Origin of the sequence: Enterobacter cloacae complex sp. P12RS (assembly GCF_014895875.1) — a bacterium.
Lineage (GTDB): Bacteria > Pseudomonadota > Gammaproteobacteria > Enterobacterales > Enterobacteriaceae > Enterobacter > Enterobacter bugandensis.
On sequence record NZ_JADBQO010000007.1, the window covers coordinates 1 to 19,207 of the forward strand.

The following is a 19,207-nucleotide window of genomic DNA, read 5'->3' on the forward strand; positions in this document are numbered from 1 at the left end:
TTTATTAGAAGGAGATAAAGAATTAATGTTTTTAGTTAATACTTCTAATTTCCATTCAGAATATTTTATTAACCCAATAGCCAGCAGCCAGCTAACCAATCCTACATATAGGCTATAGTTCATCAACCATACAGTTTCCTTGACGAAACCTATAAAAAAAAGCGTAGCGCAAACCGGAGCAATGGAGCTTGCGGTGAGCAGTAATCGCGCTAACTTGTTCATAGCACCACCTCTCTAACTGTATTTATATACAGTACTTTACTCCGAGAAGTTCAAAATTTCTACGGTTGATGATAGATCTCTAAAGCTAACACTAACTTATTGAAAATAGTATTAACGCGTACGCATTTTTCTCATTAATGTGATAAGAGTTGTCATGCAGCTGTTGCTTACATTAGTCATGAGAGCATAATCCAAATCTTTGAAGAAGCAGCAGAAATTGTTCACTCAGGTAGAAATTGAGAAACTCCGCGCTTCTTAACTCAAAGCACCACACCACCAGTTGGTGGCTCTGTGGCATTCGTTGAATCGCAAATATTCAGAGCTGCTCGAAGAGTACAAATCACTTCGGCGGCATTTCTCTGTGACAGCTACCGTGCCATATACGGACGTATGGACCCATAAACCAGTCCAGTTCTATCCAGGTAAACACCCGTGCGAAAAACCCGCTGATATGTTGCGGCAAATCATCAACGCCAGCAGCAGGCCCGGCGATGTAGTAGCAGACTTCTTTATGGGCTCGGGATCAACAGTTAAAGCAGCCTTTGAACTGGGCCGCCAGGCTATCGGTGTTGAACTCGAAGAGGACAGGTTTAATCAGACGATGGAGGAAATACGGGCGTTAGCAGGGGAGTAAACGTGAGGTTGCCCAAGCTTTTGTTCCCCTTATTCTAAGAGGACTAAGGGCAATGATGCATTGATCATATGAATGGATTCATCGTAACGTATTCCTGTGGTGAATCCTTTCTAAGCGAAAGGGCGTTCCAGCCAACTGCTATCTGCAGGTATGCGCGCGACTTTGCTGGCTGGAATAAAGTCACCGGGAGGCACCCGGCACCATGACAACAACAATACGGTTTCAAATTCCTTGAGAGCCTGCCCTAAAAAGCAGGCCTTTTTTTATGTGTTTGCGAACTGCTGCTACGCTTGCAATGTGTGTTGAAGGTAACTGCCTGATGGTTCTCCTGAACCATTGTGAATCAGCCCGATACTGTCTCACTCTGGTCAGTTAGCAAAACTCACGACTACCTACCTTACTTACAAATAGTCAACTCATTAGCCCGCCTTCAAAAGCGGGCTTTTTTTATTTCCTTCACACAGCACCCGCACACAGCGAGGTGAGAGACGATGAAAATGAATGATTCAGGGAACATCTTCACGCAGTTCTTCGCGTGGGTAGCGGCTCTGGCGTCAGCCATTGGATTTACCACTCAGGATCTGGTGTTCATGTTCTTTGGCGCAGCCGGTTTGCTTATCTCGCTTGCCTCCTACGTTAACGGGCGGGTGGACGCACACCGCAGGCGTAGAGAAGACGAGAAGCGAACAAAAATGGTCAATGACTACCTGAAAGGAGTCGGTGATAAACCACTTCACGAACGTCCAGCTGCGGCAAGCGTGGTTGTCGAGGCCTTACGAAAGGAAGGAGATTAATGGGATCCAGAGCAAAATTGAGTGCTGCTGTTCTGGGGTTGGTTCTGGCTGGTGCGCCAGCATCCGTCATTCTCGATCAGTTTCTGGATGAGAAAGAGGGGAACAGCCTCACTGCATACAAAGACGGTGGTGGCATCTGGACGATTTGCAGCGGTGCCACGATGGTTGATGGTAAACCGGTGGTGCAGGGTATGAAGTTGACGCATGAGAAATGTGACCAGGTAAACGCCATCGAACGGGATAAGGCGCTTGCGTGGGTTGACCGCAATATTACGGTACCGCTTACCGAACCGCAGAAAGCCGGGATCGCATCTTTCTGCCCGTACAACATCGGGCCGGGTAAATGCTTCCCGTCCACGTTCTATAAGCGCATCAATGCTGGTGACCGGAAAGGAGCCTGTGAAGCTATCCGCTGGTGGGTTAAAGACGGTGGCCGTGATTGCCGACTAACTAAAGGCCAGAAGAATGGCTGCTATGGTCAGGTTGAACGACGGGACCAGGAAAGCGCGCTGGCGTGCTGGGGGCTGGATCAGTGAAATTTAATCTTGGTCTTATCGCTATAGGCGTTATTGCTGGTCTCTCAATAGCGCTTGTTAAGAGTTGCGCAGATGCAACAAGCCTACAGAGTGATAACGATGTTCTGCGAAGTGACAACGCTTTGCAGGGGCTGGTAATCACCACCCAGGCATTCAACTTCAATCGATTCAATCAGGTTGCAGAACATGCCAATAGGCTTAACTCCCTGATAGACACCAGCACCGAAGAAACCATAATCGAATACCGGGAGATTCTCCGCCGTGAAAAGACCTGTGATCTGCCTGTTCCTGCTGACATTGCTGGTGGGCTGCTCGAGTACGCGTACCGTTTACGTGCCAGCGCCATGCACTCCGATACCGGCAGATCTTATGAAACCAATGATCGTGCCGCTGCCTCCAGCTCAATGACTTTCTGCCAGGCTGTTTTATGGATCAAGCCACTACTTTCCACTATCGAGAAAGCGAATAACCAACTTGCAGGAATTCGCGATATCGAACAACTGCGCCCAACCAAATAAAAAGCGGGGACGAATCCCCGCTTGTGTTTATCCTACTTTACGGTAGGGAAATGAATGCTTAATGCGTGCAGCAAAATACTGACCTTTTGACCCGGCGTTAATCAAAGCCTGATGCACTGCCGAAGGTACGCCTGAGTATTGATAGACTCCACCATTATGAAAGGCGATTTCAAGCACGCTGGAGGATGGATCATAGCCTACTGACTGGAGGTTTGAAGACGAAACAGGTTGACGAATCAATGTAGTTTCCTCGATTGAATGGGAAGAGTCCCGAGGAAATCGTAGATCTGTCCTTACATTACATCTTTGTCGATGATCATGTTATTCATCAAGCAGTGCGACAAATTATAGCTGTTGATGCATTTTAGCTTTACTAAATGGCTTTCAGAATTATCCTAATAGCTCTTTAATAAAAGGAGTTAGGTTAATGAAAATCCTCTGGGCTATTTGTATTGTTTTTGGGGTTATTGGTTTTGTTCAAGGTATTGTTGAGGTTTTCGGCGCTGTGAGCGCGCCTCAGCAAGCAGCAGGAGCAGCAATGGGCGTTGCTTGGGCGGTAATTCCTTACTGCATAGTCCGGGCCATTCAGCAGATGCGACCGCAGGAAGTTGTGATTAAAAAAGAAGATTGATTGCCATTATCCATATCAAATTCAGCCTCGCGTAAGCGGGGCTTTTTTTACGAAGCGAATCTCGCCGTAAGGAGATGGCATTCAGGTCACGAAAGATTGCTCCCCTATGCGTTACCCCATCGCGGAACAGATCTCTTTCATCGATAGCGAGGTGCCTATTAATGATGGCAGAGAAGGCGAGAAGCCTTGGTCGACTAAAAGCCTAAATTCATTAAAACAAGCGCCTTTTGGGAAGTGATAATCATTTTCATATTGGGTCCTCCTGGCTGGGGGGCCTGCCACGGGGCGGCTGGCTCGCGGGAAACGGCTAGTTTTTCGGATCCAGGGTCATCATCATCATATGCGCAGGTCTTTGATTTAATTAGAGGCCATTTTCTCAAGATGTCGAATCGTTTAAAAAGTGTTCACCATCATGGACCAGGAAATTGCCACTTTAAAACTCAATATCAACCAGCTGGCAGGGATAACCGGCGTACACCGTCAGACGGTTGCCGCGAGACTGAAAAATGTTGAACCAGCTCCAGGCAGCAACAGCAAGTTAAAGCTCTATCTGGTGACCGACATTCTGACCGAACTGATGATCCCTACCGTTTCGGCCAACATCGATGATATGCCCCCCTCTGACAGGCTGTCCCACTGGAAAGCAGAGAACGAGAGGCTGAAGTTCGAACAGGATACGGGGCAGTTAATACCCGCAGATGAAGTGGCGCGAGAATTCTCATTGATGGCGAAAGCTGTCGTCATGGTACTTGAAACCCTCCCGGATGTGCTCGAGCGCGACTGTGCTTTAACGCCTGCTGCGGTAGTTCGTGTGCAAAGCGTTATCGATGATCTTCGCGACCAGATGGCGGAGAGGGTGCAGGACGCTGAAAAAGAGGAGGAAGAGCCTGAGGAGGACTGATGGCAAAGCGGGCATCCGCCAGGGACATCCGCCGCGATGTTTCCGGTATTTTACGAGCCCCGCGTCGTATGCCGGTGGCCGATGCGGTCAGTACTCATATGCGCGTGCCGATGGGGGCGGGAAACTCAGTTCCGTGGGATCCGGATCTGGCACCCTATGTGATTGAGCCGATGAACTGCCTGGCATCGCGTGAATACGATGCGGTGGTGTTTGTGGGCCCGGCGCGAACGGGTAAAACCATCGGGCTGATTGACGGCTGGATTGTTTATAACATTGTCTGCGATCCGGCAGATATGCTTGTGATTCAGGTATCTGAGGAAAAAGCGCGCGAGCATTCCAAAAAACGCCTCGACCGCACTTTTCGCTGTAGCCCTGAAGTTAAAACCCGACTAAGCCCAAGACGTAACGATAACAACGTCTACGACCGTACATTCCGCGCCGGTAACTATCTGAAGCTGGGCTGGCCATCCGTCAATATCATGTCGTCCTCGGACTATAAGAGTGTGGCGCTGACGGATTATGACCGCTTTCCGGAAGATATCGACGGGGAGGGGGATGCTTTTTCACTGGCATCTAAACGTACCACGACATTCATGTCCTCCGGGATGACGCTGGTTGAGAGCTCGCCCGGGAGAGATATCAGAGACACAAAATGGCGGCGCTCCACGCCCCATGAAGCCCCTCCGACCACCGGAATTTTATCGCTCTATAACCGTGGTGACCGCCGTCGTCTTTACTGGCCATGCCCACATTGCGGCGAATTTTTCCAGCCGGAAATGGACAATATGACCGGATACCGCGACAGCAGCGATCCTGTGCTTGCCAGCGAAGCGGCGTTTCTTCAGTGCCCTGCCTGTAAAGGCAGGATAACGCCGGACATGAAGCGTGCGCTGAACATGAAATGTGTCTGGCTCCGGGACGGGCAAACCATCGACAGTAAAGGCCAGGTTAGCGGTGATGGCCGTCGTTCCCGTATTGCCTCCTTCTGGATGGAAGGTCCGGCAGCTGCTTACCAGACCTGGGCGCAGCTTATTTATAAGTTCCTGACCGCCGAGCAGGAATATGAATCCACGCGCAGCGAAGAGACCCTCAAGACGGTGATCAACACCGATTTCGGCAGGCCCTATTTGCCGCGGGCCAGCATGGAGCAGCGTAAAAGTGAATTGCTTGAGCAGCGTGCCGAAGAAGTCCCAAAACGTTCGGTACCGGACGGCGTGCAGTTTCTCACTGCGACCGTGGACGTGCAGGCCGGGCGCAACCGGCGCTTTGTTGTGCAGATTACGGGTTATGGAAGTATGGGTGAGCGCTGGATAGTTGACCGTTACAACATCCGGCATTCGCTGCGCTGCGACGGCAACGGGGAAAGTTTACAGGTGGATCCGGCGAGCTACCCGGAGGACTGGGATCTTTTACTCACCGATGTCTTTGATAAAACGTGGCCACTCGCAACTGACCCGTCAAAGGGCATGCGGCTGATGTCGATGGCCGTGGACTCAGGGGGTGAAGATGGCGTGACGGATAATGCCTACAAATTCTGGCGCAGATGTCGTCGTGAAGGGCTGGGTAAACGTATCTACCTCTTCAAGGGGGACAGCGTCAGGCGCAGCAAACTTATCCAGCGAACGTTTCCCGACAACACGGGCAGATCAACGCGTCGCGCACAGGCGACGGGTGATGTGCCTCTTTATCTTCTCCAGACCGATGCCCTTAAAGACCGGGTGAATAATGCGCTGTGGCGTGATTCACCCGGCCCTGGCTATGTGCATTTCCCCGCCTGGCTGGGCAGCTGGTTCTATGACGAACTGACGTATGAGGAACGCTCGAATGAAGGTAAATGGAGTAAGCCCGGCCGGGGCGCAAACGAAGCATTTGACCTACTCGTTTATGCCGACGCGCTCGCCATCCTTAGTGGTTACGAAAAAATCAAATGGCCGTCAGCTCCTGAGTGGGCACGGCGGGAAACGTGGATCGAGGACACGCAGACGGAAGCTGGCGAAATGCCATCCCCGCCGCCTGCGCCGAAATCTAAATCAAAACCAAAACGTGAGAAGCCTGTAACCGAGCAGGCTAATCCGTGGTCTTCGTCAGGAGGTTGGGTGTGAATCCAGCAGATATTCAAAACATGATCGACCGCTACGCTGCAGCCGAGCTGTCTGTTCTGGAGGGGAAATCAATCACTTTCTACGGGCAGCAGATGACGCTCGAAAACCTGTCGGAAATCAGAAAAGGCCGTCAGGAATGGGAGCGACGACTGGCAACGCTCAATAACAAACGCCGCGGGCGACCCGGCTACAGGCTGGCGAGGTTTGGATGAGTTTTTTAGATGATGCGATTGGCCTGTTTTCACCAGGCTGGAAAGCCTCACGCCTGCGTGCCCGCGCGGTTATTAAGGCGTATGAGGCGGTAAAGCAAACGCGTACCCACAAAGCCCAGAAGGAAAATCGTTCAGCCGATCAGCTCAGCCAGATGGGGGCGGTTTCACTGAGGCAGCAGGCGCGCTGGCTGGACAACAACCACGATCTGGTGATTGGCGTTTTCGACAAGCTGGAAGAAAGGGTGGTGGGTGCGAAGGGCATCATAGTTGAACCGCATCCGATGCTGACTAACGGGAAGATAGCTAAAAAGCTGGCCACTGATATCCGCAGAAAGTGGGGCGAATGGTCCGTAAGACCCGATGTTACAACCCAGTTTACCCGCCCCATGCTGGAGCGGCTGATGCTGCGAACGTGGCTCCGGGACGGTGAGGTATTTGCTCAGCTGGTTCGCGGTACCGGAAATGGTCTTCAGCCGGTTGCTGGCGTGCCGTTCTGGCTGGAAGCGCTGGAGCCGGACTTCGTGCCGATGAACAGCGATGCCGCCACCCAGCTCAATCAGGGCGTTTTTGTCGATAACTGGGGGCGGCCGAAAAAATATCAGGTCTATAAAAGCCTGCCAGTATCCGGGCGTCAGTTCGATACCAAAGAGATAGATGCAGAAAACATGCTTCATCTCAAATTCACACGACGCCTGCACCAGACCCGCGGAACGTCTCTTTTGTCAGGTGTTCTGATGCGCCTGAGCGCGCTGAAAGAGTACGAGGACTCGGAGCTTACCGCTGCCAGAATTGCTGCCGCACTCGGCATGTATATCAAAAAAGGCGACGGACAGAGCTTCGAGTCTGATTCCAGCAGCGATGACCGCGAGCTGATGATTCAGCCCGGTATGCTCTATGACGAGCTGCAGGCCGGGGAAGAAATAGGGATGATTAAATCCGATCGCCCGAACCCTAACCTCGAGTCGTTTCGTAACGGACAGCTGCGTGCCGTGTCCGCCGGCAGTCGCCTCAGCTTTTCCAGCACATCCAGAAACTACAACGGAACGTACAGTGCCCAGCGGCAGGAGCTTGTCGAGTCAACCGACGGATATCTGATTCTTCAGGACTGGTTCATCGGTTCAGTGACCCGGCCCATGTACCGGGCCTGGCTGAAGATGGCTATTGCTGCCGGAGAAATCAAGCTGCCGAGAGGCATCGATATGGACTCGCTTTATAACGCGGTTTATTCGGGGCCCGTTATGCCGTGGATTGATCCCGTTAAAGAAGCGAATGCCTGGAAAACGCAGATCCGCGGCGGTGCTGCTACTGAATCCGACTGGATACGTGCCAGCGGTCGCAACCCGGATGATGTTAAGTCACGCCGTAAAGCGGAGGTTGACGAGAACCGTGAACAGGGCCTGGTGTTTGACACCGACCCCGCCAATGATAAAGGAGGCACCAGTGCCGAAGTCAAAGAACCGGGCGCGCCACCGTCCGAAAGCCAGCGCAAAAAGTAATTCGTGGTTCCGCATGCAGGCCAGCAATAACAGCGAAGCCGACATTTTTATTTATGACGAAATCGGGTACTGGGGCGTAACGGCGAAACAGTTCGTCAATGATCTCCGGGCACTTGGGGACGTCACCCACATCAACCTTTATATCAACTCCCCCGGTGGTGATGTCTTCGACGGTATTGCTATTTATAACGCGCTAAAGCATCACGGCGCGGCGATTACCGTGCATATCGACGGTCTGGCGGCCTCCATGGCCTCGGTGATTGCGATGGTAGGCAATCCGGTCATCATGCCTGAAAACACGATGATGATGATCCATAAGCCCTGGGGGTTTGCTGGTGGTGACGCGAGCGATATGCGCGACTATGCGGATCTTCTCGACAAGGTTGAATCCGTTCTTATCCCGGCTTATGCGCAGAAAACCGGAAAATCCACCGAAGAAATTGCGGCAATGCTGGAGGACGAAACCTGGATGAACGGCAGCGAGTGCCTTGAACTGGGTTTTGCCGACCAGGTGACACCATCCCTTCAGGCTATGGCCTGTATTCATTCAAAACGTATTGAGGAATTTGAAAAAATGCCAAAAAGCATTCGCAACATGATCACCCCGCCGCGCAACACTACCCAGCGTGACCCGGTTATTACCCAGCCTCAGGCACCGCAGGCAAAAACAGACCCGGCGCCGGATGAAAATGTGATCCGCGCGCAGGTGTTAGCTGAGCAGAAAGCCCGTGTTAACGCTATCGGCGATCTCTTTGCCATGTTCGGCAATAAGCACATGGAACTGCAGAATCAGTGTGTGGCCGACCCTGATTGTTCCGTCGATAAGGCGAAAGATTTGCTGCTGGCAGAACTCGGTAAAACGGCCACGCCGTCCAATAAAACCACCCAGCCGCATATTCATGCGGGCAATGGTAACTTCGTCGCGGATGGTATTCGCCAGGCACTGATGGCGCGTGCGGGGTTCGAAGGTCAGGAGCGGGATAACGTTTATAACGGTATGACGCTGCGCGAGTATGCGCGTATGGCCCTGACTGAAAAAGGTATCGGCGTGGCCAGCTACAACCCGATGCAGATGGTTGGCCTGGCACTGACCCACAGCACCTCTGACTTTGGCAACATTCTGCTTGATGTTGCGAACAAAGCGCTGATTCAGGGCTGGGACGAGGCGCAGGAAACCTTCGAGCAGTGGACCAAAAAAGGCCAGCTGTCGGACTTCAAAACGGCGCATCGTGTCGGTATGGGTGGTTTCCCTTCGCTGCGAAAAGTTCGCGAAGGGGCTGAGTACAAGTACATTACTACCAGTGATAAAGGCGAAACAATCGCGCTTGCCACGTATGGTGAAATCTTCTCAGTAACCCGCCAGGCGATCATCAACGACGATCTGAACCAGCTTACCGACGTACCGATGAAGATGGGGCGCGCGGCGAAAGCAACGATTGGCGATCTGGTTTACGCCATTTTGACTAAAAACCCGAAACTCTCAGACGGAAAGGCGCTGTTCCATGCCGATCACAAGAACCTGAGCGCGGGCGCAATTTCTGTGGCCAGCCTGGACGAATCGCGCAAGCTGATGCGTCTGCAGAAGGAGGGGGAGCGAACCCTGAATATCCGTCCGGCCTACATGCTGGTGCCCGTCGCCCTGGAAACTCTGGCAAATCAGACCATCAAGTCGGCCAGTGTTAAAGGTGCAGACATCAATGCCGGGATCGTTAACCCTATCCAGAACTTTGCAGAAGTCATTGCCGAACCACGCCTGGATGAAGCTGATGCGAAAGCCTGGTATCTGGCTGCCGCGAAGGGCACCGACACCATCGAGGTCGCTTATCTCAACGGCGTCGACACGCCATACATCGATCAGCAGGAAGGCTTCACCACTGATGGTATCGCCACGAAAGTGCGTATTGATGCAGGTGTGGCGCCGCTGGACTATCGCGGCATGACCAAATCCTCTGGTCAGTAAAAAACAGTCCTGACAAACAGACGCCCGTAAGGGCTTTTTTTATACCTGAAACCAGCCCCGCAAGGGGCTGAATGGAGAAGTTATGGCTAAGAACTATGCGCAGGACGGGAAAACGATCCCTCTGGTAAGCGGCGGTGCAACCGATGTTCACAGCGGCGACCCGGTTGTTGTTGGAAAACTTATCGCGGTGGCAATTACCGATATCCCGGCTGGCGATACCGGGGACGGTTTTACCGAGGGTGTTTTCCTTCTGCCAAAAGTATCCGCAGATGCGGTTACTGCCGGGGCGCAGGTGTATCTGAAGGACGGCAAAATCACGATCGAAGAAACGGACGCCGTTGCCGCGGGCATTGCCTGGGAAGATGCAGGGGCAAACACCACCGTTGTTGAAGTTAAGATCAATGCCTAACCCCTTTGACCGGATGGCGGCGCGCATGGACGCGGCCACCATAAAAAAGATGGGAAAGACAGCGATCATCAATGGCAGCAGCTATGACGTTGTTCCAGCCGATCAACTCGAGGAAATGGGACCATTGTCGGGAACAGGTACTTCGCTGGTGGTTTTCTCTGAGCTTTACCAGCCACGCCGAAACGACAGTGTCGACTACGACGGTAAGAACCTGACAGTTACCCGCTATGACATGTTCAACGGAAAACCCCGCATCCATCTCGAATGAGGAGGCGCTATGTCTGTGAAAGGACTGGAAAGGGCTATTCAGAACCTGAACAGCCTCAGCCGGTTAATCGTTCCTGAGGCAACCGCAAAAGCACTAAACCGGGTGGCCAGCAGAACGATAAGCCAGGGGAGCAAAGCTGTAGCGAAAGAAGCAACAGTTGATGATAACCGGAAAAAGGGGCTTCCGGTTCGTCTGGTCCGCCAGCGTTCCCGTCTGCGCAAGGCCCGTCACGATCGCCCGGTCGCGTCGATAAAAATCAACCGCGGTAATCTTCCTGCGATAAAGCTCGGCACGGCGCGCGTCCGGCTCTCGCGTAAAAAAGGGGCCAGAAACGGAGCGGGCAGCGTCCTTAAAATCGGGCCCTATACCTTTCGTAATGCTTTTATCCAACAGCTCTCGAACGGGCGCTGGCAGGTCATGCGGCGCGTAGGTCAGGCCCGTTATCCGATTGATGTGGTCAAAGTTCCTCTTGAGACACCGCTCACCGTGGCCTTCACCGCTATTTCAAAGCGCCTTATTGAAAGCGATATGCCCAAAGAACTTTCCGCAGCCCTGAAAAACCAACTGAGGATCCACCTGAAGCGATGAACAGACACAGCGCAATTCGTGCAGCCATTCTGGCAAAACTGAAAGCCGAGATCACCGACACGGTCACCTGGTTTGACGGGCGCCCTGTTTTTCTTGAAGAGCAGGATCTCCCTGCCGTGGCTGTATACCTTTCTGACGCGGAGTACACCGGCGATTCGCTTGACGAAGATTCGTGGCAGGCGGTTGTTCACATCGAGGTATTTCTTAAAGCCTCCAGCCCCGACAGCGCGCTTGATTCCTGGATGGAAGAGAAAGTGTATCCGGCAATGTCCTTCATCCCGGATCTGACCGAACTGGTCGAGACGTTCACCCCGCAGAGTTATGACTATCAGCGGGATGATGAAATGGCCACCTGGGGTTCAGTCGATTTCACGTACTTAATCACCTATTCAATTTAAGAGGTACTTATGCCTACTCCAAACCCGCTGGCCCCCGTGAAAGGTGCCGGTACCACCCTCTGGCTTTACACCGGAACGGGCAACGCTTTCGCTAACCCACTCTCGGATATCGACTGGAACCGCCTGGCGAAAATTAAAGAGCTGACGCCGGGCGAAATGACCGCCGAATCGTATGACGACACTTACCTTGACGACGAGGATGCCGACTGGAACGCCACCGCCCAGGGGGCAAAATCTGCTGGCGATACCTCGTTCACCCTCGCCTGGAAACCGGGCGAAGAAGGGCAAAAAGACCTGGTCGCATGGTTTATTGATGGCTCAGTGCGCTATTACAAAATCAAATACCCGAACGGTACCGTCGACGTTTTCCGCGGCTGGTGCAGCAGCCTGGGTAAAGCCATTCCGGCAAAAGAGGTCATTACCCGTACAGCGAAAATCACCAATACCGGCAAGCCGGAGCTGGCTGAAGAAAGCGGGACCCCGAATATCCCCGTGACCGGCGTTACGCTCGATAAAGCCACGGCAAGCGTGGCCGTCGGCGCAACCACAACGCTTAATGTGACGGTTAACCCTGCCAGCGCGTCAGATACCTCGTTCCGCGTGGCAACCTCTGACGGGGCAAAAGCAACGGTCACCGTTAGCGGCAATGCGATCACCGTCACCGGCGTGGCGGCGGGCACCGCTGACATTATTGTTATGACCAGTGACGGTAATTTCGTTGCGGTCTGCAAAGTCACCGTAACAGCAGCGTAAGGAAGGCCGCATGTTTCTGAAAAAAGAGAAGTTCACCTGGCAAAAAGAGTCCCTGACCATCTTTGAGCTGTCGGCGCTGCAGCGTATTGAGCTCCTTACGTTTATGGCCGCAGAGGAAAAGGCCGTCAGCGCTGAGAGCGACGGCATCAGCGATCAGGAAATGACGGCCAGGCTGATTGGCTCAAATATTCGCTGCGGTGCGCGGGTGATCGCAATGTCTTTGTGGCATAACGATCCGGCTGGCACTGATGTGGAAACGTTATATCAGCAGGTCCTGAATGGCTGGCCGCCGGAGGCGATCGGTAAAGCCGAAATGGAGATAAAGCTGCTCTCCGGCATGCTCGTTCCGGTTGAGGATGACAATCCTGCCGATCCGGATGCCTCCGCGGAGGCCGAGAGCGCAGAACCCGTTACGGCGGAAAAGCCCTTGCCAGCGAGCTGACGTTTGTCCTGAATCTGGCGCGCGAGTTTGGGCGACCCGACTGGCGCGCCATGCTGGCTGGAATGACTTCCAGTGAGCTGGGCGACTGGCACCAGTTCTATCGGGAGCATTATTTTCAGGACGCGCAGCTCGATGCACATTTCTCAGAGCTGCTTTATTCCATCTCCACTCTTTTCTTCCGCGACCCGGAACTTACCCCCGCACATTTCAGCCTGCTTTCTCCTTCCGGTATCGTCATCAGCGATGATGAGCCGGATGATGATGCGCTGATGACCGCCGCTGAGGGGATCACAGGAGGTATCCGATATGGCCCAGCAAATTAGCGACCTGGTTATTAAGCTGGATGTTGACCGCGCAACCTTCAGCGAGCAGGTCGCCCGAATCAAAGGGCAACTGACAGGAATGGCGGATGAGTCTGATAAAGTTCAGGCGCGAATGCAGCGTGCTGCGGACCGTCAGAGCGCTGCACTAAAGAGTGTGGGCGACGCTGGCGCGGCGGCGGCCGAAGACATGAAAGCCCGTCAGTCGGCCGCAACGGAAGGGCTGACCAAAGACTGGCAGAGTGTTTCCAGGTCCGTTGATGAAACTCACCGCCGCGTGACCGAGCTTAATCAGCGCATGCGTGAGAATGACGGGCAGGCCGCAGCGCTTGCCCGTCGACAGGATGAACTGGCGGCATCATTTTTCCGCCAGATTGACGGCGTTCGCCAGCTCAATGGTGAGACACAGTCGCTTGCGAACGTGCAGGCGCGCTTTCGCGCAGCGAGGGCACAGGGCAACATCACCCAGCAGGATTATCTCGCCCTTATTTCCCGCACCACGGCCCGGCAAAAAGAACTACAGATCGTGGAGGAAAAATCGGCCGCAGCGCGCACGCGATTCCTCAGCCAGCTGAAGCAACAGGTTGCAGAGCAAAAGCTCTCCGGTACCGAGCTGCTGCGCATGAAGGCGGCGCAGGTCGGTGCCAGCGATGCGGCTGAGGTCTATATCCGCAAGCTTGAAGCTGCCAAAGTGGCCACGCACGGTCTGGGGCTGCAAAGTGCTGCTGCCCGGCAGGAGCTGGGGGTACTTATCGGCGAGGTCATGCGCGGTAACTTCGGTGCGCTGCGCGGCTCCGGGATCACGCTGGCGAACCGGGCAGGATGGATAGACCAGCTGCTGTCGCTGCGCGGACTGGGGATCGCCGGCCTGGTTGGTGGGATTGCCGCGGCGGTATTCGGGCTGGGTAAGGCCTGGTATGACGGCAGCAAAGAGTCTGAGGAATTTAACAGGCAGCTGATCCTGACCGGGAACTACGCGGGGAAAACGTCAGGGCAGCTTCAGGCGCTGGCGCGCTCGCTGGCCGGTAATGGCATCACGCAGCATGCCGCTGCAGGCGTGCTGGCGCAGGTCGTTGGAAGCGGCGTGTTCAGCGGGAATGACGTCAGCATGGTCAGCAATGTTGCCGCCAGGCTGCAGCAGGCTACCGGGCAGGCCGTCGACGAAACCATAAATCAGTTTAAACGCCTGAAGGATGATCCGGTTAACGCGGTCGCGACGCTCAACGATTCCCTTCACTTTCTGACGGCCACCCAGTATGAACAGATAGCTTCTGCTCAGGCGCTGGGGGATTCGCAGAAAGCTGCCGAGCTGGCAATGCGGGCATATTCCGACGCGGTCATTCAGCGCGCCGGTGCGGTCGAGGATAATCTCGGAACCCTCGAAAAAGCCTGGAACTGGGTGAAGAATGCCGCCTCCGGTGCATGGGATGCGATGCTTGGCATAGGGCGTAATCCTGACACCGCGATGAAGCGCCAGGACTCTTTTGCTGAATGGCAGGCAGCAGAGAAAGAGTACCGCGCGCTGTCCAGCAATCTTAAGGTCGACCCGGATTATGCCGGTAACAACGTTCTGCAAAAAGCGGATGCGGACAGGCTGAGAAACGCGCGCCAGCAGGTGGAGCTGAAAAAGCAGGCTTACGATCTTGCCGATCAGCAATACGCCCAGGAAGGTCTGGCAGCCGCGCGGGAAAAAATGCGGACGGACCAGCAGGCTCAGGCAATCCGGAACCAGCAGCAGTTTAACCAGCTGGTGGAGTCCGGCGCGACGGCGGCAGAAAAGCGGGCTTCAGCAGAGAAAAAGCTCAGTCAGCTTATTGAGAAAAACCGCCAGGATGCGAAAGACGGTGTCGCCACGCTGTGGACTGAAAAGGACATTGCCGCGGCCCGCGCCGGGATTGAAAAGCAGTGGAAAGATCCAAAAACGCCGAAAGGCAAAAGCTACTCAACGCCCGCCGGCGACAAGGCCGAGGAAAAGGCCCAGGCCGAACTCCGCACCCTTCAGGCCCAGCTTAAAACGCTTGAGCAGCACACCAGCGTGAACGACGTCATAAGTAAACAGCGTCAGGATCTCTGGCAGACTGAAAATCAGTTCACCGTTCTGCAGGAGGCCGCGGGGCGTCGTCAGCTTACGGCGCAGGAAAAATCCCTGCTGGCGCACAAGGAAGAAACGCTCGAGTACAAGCGGCAGCTGGCCGACCTGGGCGATAAGGTTGCCAGCCAGCAAAAGCTCAACCAGCTGGCCGATCAGGCCGTGAAGTTTGAGCAGCAGCAAAAAGCCGCCAGGGCGGGCCTGCAGGCTCAGTCTGAGGGGGTATCCACCCGGGAAGCCGGGCGACAAACTACGCTGCAGCGTCTCAGCGAAAGCTATTCGTACAACCCTCAGGCGCAGCAAAAGGTTCTGGAAGAGCAAAGGGCGACGTTCGAGGCTGAAGATGCCCTGCGTGCAAACTGGCTGGCCGGTGCGAAACAGGGCTGGGCCGAATATCAGGATTCAGCGACAAACGTTTTCAGCTCTGTTCAGCAGATTTCGCAGGCTACGTTCAGCGGGCTGGCGGGCCAGCTTACCAGCCTGACGACAACCGGGAAGGCGAGCTTCAGGGACTTCACCAGCTCGATCCTTAAAATGATTGTTTCCGTTATCAACCAGCTTCTGGTGGCTTACGCAATCCAGAGTGCAATGGGCTGGATAAGTAGCGGAACTAATACGGCCTCTGCAGGCCAGTCATTTTCGGTACCGTCTTTCCGCCCTACGGGCTTTGACGCAGGCGGCTTTACCGGGCACGGCGGCAAGTATGAGCCAGCCGGTATCGTTCACCGCGGGGAGTTCGTCTTCACCAAAGAGTCAACCAGCCGCATCGGCGTGGCCAATCTTTATCGGCTGATGCGCGGGTATGCCTCCGGTGGTCTGGTCGGCGGGGGGAGCGCAGCAGCTTCTGGTATCGGTGGGATTAGCGTTTACGCACCCGTTTCAGTGACTACAGCGCAGTCTAACAATACGAAGCAGCAACAGAGTGGCGATGGTGCACTTGCTCAGGCTTATCAGAAAGTGGTTGATCGTTCGGTCCGCGAAGGCATCGCGCGCGAAACAAGGCCTGGAGGAATCATCTGGAATGCCACTAAACAGAGGTAAATGATGGCCATAGAGCATTTTGCATGGAAGATTCAGGCAGCAAGCCAGCCCACTCTGAGCAGCAAAGATACAGTCAGAACGGCGCAGTTCGGTGATGGGTACAAGCAGGTAAGTGGTTCTGGCCTGAACGATGAAGTTCTAAATTATGCCTTTTCTTTTACTGGCGATCCGGTAATAGCCAGAGAGATTCATTCATTTCTGCGGAGGCATAAAACAAAGTCTTTCACATTCACTCCACCTGGTGGTGATTTAGCCCTCTGGCGTGTTGAGGCTGACAGCCTTCAGCGAGTCACCCTGAATAAAAAAGTGGAAACCGTAACCGCAACGTTTGAACAGGCATTTGCACCATGAGCCTTAATGCTGATTATCAAAAACTCGAGCCGGGCAATGAAGTCCGGCTTTTTTCTGTCGATGGTACGGCCTTCGGCATGTCAGATGTGCTTTTCTTCCATGCGCATAATATCGCGCATACACCAGAAGAGATTGATGCTGCTGGTGGGGATGAAAGCAAACTGCCTGCGAAATCCATCTGGTGGCAGGAGCAGGAATATAAAGCGTGGCCCTGCCAGATTGAGGGGATTGAGGTTTCCACCAGTGGGAGCAGCGCGCAGCCTAAATTATCGGTTGCTAACCTCGACAGCTCTATAACTGCGCTCTGTCTTGCCTATGATGACCTGCTGCAGGCGAAGGTCACGATCCATGATACGTTGGCCAGCTACCTTGATGCCCGAAATTTTCCAGGCGGGAACCCCACTGCAGACCCTACGCAGGAAAAGGTGAAAGTATTTTACATCGATGCCAAAAGCGCAGAGACAAACGAGGCCGTGGAATTCTCACTTTCAAGTCCGATGGACCTGCAGGGACTGATGATTCCGACGCGTCAGCTGCATTCGCTCTGTACCTGGTGCATCCGGAACAAGTATCGCACCGGCGACGGCTGCGACTATGCCGGGACCAACTATTTCGACAAAAACAATAACCCGGTCAGCGATCCGTCCCTGGATGAATGCAGCGGCACTCTGACGGCCTGTAAGCTCCGGCATGGAGACGGCAACGAACTGCCGTTCGGTGGGTTCCCTGGGACGTCTTTGATCAGGAGCTGATATGCGTCAGAAAACCATCGATGCGATTATGGCTCATGCTGCAGCTGAGTATCCTCGCGAGTGTTGCGGCGTGGTGGCGCAGAAAAGCCGTGTTGAACGTTATTTCCCGTGCCGTAATCTTGCAGCGGCGCCAGAGGACAATTTTGTCCTTTGTCCGGAAGATTACGCATCAGCTGAAGACTGGGGAACTGTGATCGCCATCGTTCACAGTCACCCTGATGCCACGACGCAACCAAGCGAACTGGATAAAGCGCAATGCGATGCAACGCTTTTACCCTGGCACATCGTGAGCTGGCCGGAGGGGGATTTACGTACCATCCAGCCGCGCGGAGAGCTGCCGCTGCTGGAGCGTCCGTTTGTGCTTGGACACTATGACTGCTGGGGGCTGGTCATGAGTTATTTCAGGCAAACGCATGGTATTGAGCTCAACGACTATCGGGTGGACTATCCCTGGTGGGAAAACAATTATCCGGACAACTTCTATCAGGATTGCTGGTACGAGTGCGGTTTCAGAGAGTTCGACGGCCCGCCGAGGCCAGGCGATATGGTGATCATGCAGGTCCAGGCCGATAAGTGGAATCACGCGGGAATTTTGCTGGAGGGCAATATGCTGTTGCATCACCTGTACGGACACATAAGCCAGCGTGTGCCGTACGGCGGCTACTGGCAGGAACGAACAGTTAAGTTATTGCGCTATAAAGATTTATTTGTATATTAAATTATGTCATCAAAAAATAATTCTTATATTGCAGCCAGATTGAATGGTGTTAAGATATTTCCGATTGTAATTAAGGGAAATAAATGATGAAGAAAATAGTCCTGATAGTTTTAACTACCATGATTTTATCTGGTTGCGCGGTTCGAAAGGAGATGGTCCCTATGGGGGGAAGCAAGGCCGATGGTACTGTGAGAATGGGTTATACAGTCGGTCAATTTGAAAAGCCTGTTGTTGACCTTAATCAAGCCGCATCTTTAGCCGCCCAAAAATGTAAAACCTGGGGATATGAAGGTGCAGAACCTTTTGGCGGACAAACTAGCCAGTGTGGACAGATGGATGGTTTTGGGAGTTGTATTATGTCCAACGTATCTGTCGAATATCAGTGTACCGGCGGTAAAGCTGCACAAAATTGATATTTAAACCGCTTCGGCGGTTTTTTTATGTGTGGAAATTGTATGAAAGAGGTTATGAGTCGAATTGAACTTGGCGGAGTTCTTGGTAAAACATTTGGAAAAGTTCACCATCGCCTGATTTCCCGTGTGAGCGAGGCTGGTGTTGCACTCGCGAAGACCATTCCTGGATTTGAGCAGTTTATGATTTCAAGCCAGCGTCGCGGGCTCACATATTCTGTGTTTAAGGGTAAAAGAAACATTGGTGAGGATGATCTTGGTTTTCCGGTAACCGGTGACGTTATCCGTATTGTTCCAGTAATTATTGGCAGTAAAAAAGCGGGGATATTGCAAACAATCCTTGGTGCAGTGCTGGTCGTTGTCGGGGTGGCTGTTGGCTATTTTTCAGCAGGTACGTTATCTGCAGCCGGGTATGGTGTCGCACAATTTGGTGCGGCAATGATGGTCGGCGGGGTTGTGCAAATGCTTTCTCCTCAGCCAACCGGACTGGCCAGTAAACAAAGCGCAGATAACCGCGCCTCATACGCATTCGGTGGAGTAACAAACACTGCTGCTCAGGGCTACCCGGTACCGCTTCTTTATGGCCGTCGGCGAATCGGCGGAGCGATTATCTCAGCCGGAATTTATGTCGAAGATCAGCAGTAGATAACAAACTTTTTTTC

At 53.5% G+C, this 19,207-nt stretch carries 23 protein-coding genes and 2 pseudogenes; 23 read left to right on the top strand and 2 right to left on the bottom strand.

Going from position 1 to position 19,207, the window contains the following annotated elements; genetic code table 11:
- Positions 1-222 (bottom strand): annotated as a pseudogene (locus IM284_RS02870) (hypothetical protein); the annotation flags it as partial.
- A 202-nt stretch (positions 223-424) separates the two neighbouring features.
- Here IM284_RS02870 and IM284_RS02875 point away from each other — a divergent pair.
- The 4 genes and pseudogenes from IM284_RS02875 to IM284_RS02890 form a co-directional block, all read left to right on the top strand.
- Positions 425-856: pseudogene (locus tag IM284_RS02875) on the top strand (site-specific DNA-methyltransferase); the annotation flags it as partial.
- A gap of 491 nt (positions 857-1,347) precedes the next feature.
- Positions 1,348-1,650 (top strand): hypothetical protein, encoded by a 303-nt coding sequence (locus tag IM284_RS02880; protein WP_193055712.1) that lies wholly within the window; start codon positions 1,348-1,350, stop codon positions 1,648-1,650.
- Positions 1,650-2,186: a lysozyme gene (locus IM284_RS02885; RefSeq protein WP_193055713.1), complete on the top strand. Its 537-nt coding sequence runs from the start codon at positions 1,650-1,652 to the stop codon at positions 2,184-2,186. The genes IM284_RS02880 and IM284_RS02885 overlap by 1 nt, the downstream gene beginning before the upstream one ends.
- Positions 2,183-2,704 (top strand): hypothetical protein, encoded by a 522-nt coding sequence (locus tag IM284_RS02890; protein ID WP_193055714.1) that lies wholly within the window; start codon positions 2,183-2,185, stop codon positions 2,702-2,704. Before IM284_RS02885 ends, IM284_RS02890 begins: the two co-directional genes overlap by 4 nt.
- A gap of 27 nt (positions 2,705-2,731) precedes the next feature.
- On the opposite strand, the gene IM284_RS02895 is transcribed toward IM284_RS02890, so the two are convergent.
- On the bottom strand, positions 2,732-2,944 hold the full coding sequence (locus tag IM284_RS02895; RefSeq protein ID WP_182071129.1) for a KTSC domain-containing protein: 213 nt from the start codon (positions 2,942-2,944) through the stop codon (positions 2,732-2,734).
- Between the two features lie 187 nt (positions 2,945-3,131).
- Between IM284_RS02895 and IM284_RS02900 the strand changes: the two genes are divergently transcribed.
- The 19 genes from IM284_RS02900 to IM284_RS02990 all read left to right on the top strand — a co-directional run bounded on the left by IM284_RS02900 (position 3,132) and on the right by IM284_RS02990 (position 19,190).
- Positions 3,132-3,335, top strand: coding sequence for a hypothetical protein (locus tag IM284_RS02900; protein ID WP_193055715.1), 204 nt, complete (start codon positions 3,132-3,134; stop codon positions 3,333-3,335).
- 412 nt (positions 3,336-3,747) lie between these two features.
- The gene (locus IM284_RS02905) at positions 3,748-4,236 is read left to right on the top strand and encodes a DUF1441 family protein (protein ID WP_020884621.1); all 489 of its coding nucleotides are present in this window, start codon (positions 3,748-3,750) and stop codon (positions 4,234-4,236) included.
- Entirely contained in the window at positions 4,236-6,338 is a 2,103-nt protein-coding gene (locus IM284_RS02910; protein ID WP_193055716.1) for a phage terminase large subunit family protein, read from the top strand. Before IM284_RS02905 ends, IM284_RS02910 begins: the two co-directional genes overlap by 1 nt.
- Positions 6,335-6,550 carry a hypothetical protein gene (locus IM284_RS02915; protein WP_193055717.1) on the top strand — a complete coding sequence of 72 codons (216 nt, stop codon included), beginning with the start codon at positions 6,335-6,337 and terminating at the stop codon, positions 6,548-6,550. Before IM284_RS02910 ends, IM284_RS02915 begins: the two co-directional genes overlap by 4 nt.
- Positions 6,547-8,046 (top strand): phage portal protein, encoded by a 1,500-nt coding sequence (locus IM284_RS02920; RefSeq protein WP_193055718.1) that lies wholly within the window; start codon positions 6,547-6,549, stop codon positions 8,044-8,046. Before IM284_RS02915 ends, IM284_RS02920 begins: the two co-directional genes overlap by 4 nt.
- Positions 7,973-10,006: a ClpP-like prohead protease/major capsid protein fusion protein gene (locus IM284_RS02925; protein ID WP_193055719.1), complete on the top strand. Its 2,034-nt coding sequence runs from the start codon at positions 7,973-7,975 to the stop codon at positions 10,004-10,006. Before IM284_RS02920 ends, IM284_RS02925 begins: the two co-directional genes overlap by 74 nt.
- 82 nt (positions 10,007-10,088) lie before the next feature.
- A complete protein-coding gene (locus IM284_RS02930; RefSeq protein WP_193055720.1) occupies positions 10,089-10,415 on the top strand; it encodes a DUF2190 family protein in 327 nt (108 codons plus the stop codon).
- A 25-nt stretch (positions 10,416-10,440) separates the two neighbouring features.
- Entirely contained in the window at positions 10,441-10,683 is a 243-nt protein-coding gene (locus IM284_RS02935) for a DNA breaking-rejoining protein (protein ID WP_029485040.1), read from the top strand.
- Between the two features lie 9 nt (positions 10,684-10,692).
- Positions 10,693-11,271, top strand: coding sequence for a phage tail protein (locus IM284_RS02940; RefSeq protein WP_032623278.1), 579 nt, complete (start codon positions 10,693-10,695; stop codon positions 11,269-11,271).
- Complete coding sequence (locus IM284_RS02945) at positions 11,268-11,669, top strand: phage minor tail U family protein (protein ID WP_193055721.1); 402 nt, start codon at positions 11,268-11,270, stop codon at positions 11,667-11,669. Before IM284_RS02940 ends, IM284_RS02945 begins: the two co-directional genes overlap by 4 nt.
- A 9-nt stretch (positions 11,670-11,678) precedes the next feature.
- Complete coding sequence (locus tag IM284_RS02950; RefSeq protein ID WP_193055722.1) at positions 11,679-12,422, top strand: phage tail protein; 744 nt, start codon at positions 11,679-11,681, stop codon at positions 12,420-12,422.
- 10 nt (positions 12,423-12,432) lie between these two features.
- A complete protein-coding gene (gpG, locus tag IM284_RS02955) occupies positions 12,433-12,864 on the top strand; it encodes a phage tail assembly chaperone G (protein ID WP_193055723.1) in 432 nt (143 codons plus the stop codon).
- A 50-nt stretch (positions 12,865-12,914) separates the two neighbouring features.
- On the top strand, positions 12,915-13,187 hold the full coding sequence (locus IM284_RS02960; RefSeq protein WP_255505771.1) for a phage tail assembly protein T: 273 nt from the start codon (positions 12,915-12,917) through the stop codon (positions 13,185-13,187).
- Positions 13,171-16,314, top strand: a complete 3,144-nt coding sequence (locus IM284_RS02965; RefSeq protein WP_193055724.1) for a phage tail tape measure protein — start codon at positions 13,171-13,173, stop codon at positions 16,312-16,314. Before IM284_RS02960 ends, IM284_RS02965 begins: the two co-directional genes overlap by 17 nt.
- A gap of 3 nt (positions 16,315-16,317) precedes the next feature.
- Positions 16,318-16,665 (top strand): phage tail protein, encoded by a 348-nt coding sequence (locus tag IM284_RS02970; protein WP_023343873.1) that lies wholly within the window; start codon positions 16,318-16,320, stop codon positions 16,663-16,665.
- Entirely contained in the window at positions 16,662-17,417 is a 756-nt protein-coding gene (locus IM284_RS02975; RefSeq protein ID WP_193055725.1) for a phage minor tail protein L, read from the top strand. The genes IM284_RS02970 and IM284_RS02975 overlap by 4 nt, the downstream gene beginning before the upstream one ends.
- Position 17,418: 1 nt before the next feature.
- Positions 17,419-18,135: a C40 family peptidase gene (locus tag IM284_RS02980; RefSeq protein WP_087822379.1), complete on the top strand. Its 717-nt coding sequence runs from the start codon at positions 17,419-17,421 to the stop codon at positions 18,133-18,135.
- Positions 18,136-18,218: 83 nt separating this feature from the next.
- Positions 18,219-18,548 carry a YecR family lipoprotein gene (gene yecR, locus IM284_RS02985; protein WP_225828840.1) on the top strand — a complete coding sequence of 110 codons (330 nt, stop codon included), beginning with the start codon at positions 18,219-18,221 and terminating at the stop codon, positions 18,546-18,548.
- A gap of 42 nt (positions 18,549-18,590) precedes the next feature.
- Positions 18,591-19,190, top strand: a complete 600-nt coding sequence (locus IM284_RS02990; RefSeq protein ID WP_045909687.1) for a tail assembly protein — start codon at positions 18,591-18,593, stop codon at positions 19,188-19,190.
- The last annotated feature ends 17 nt before the right edge of the window (positions 19,191-19,207 follow it).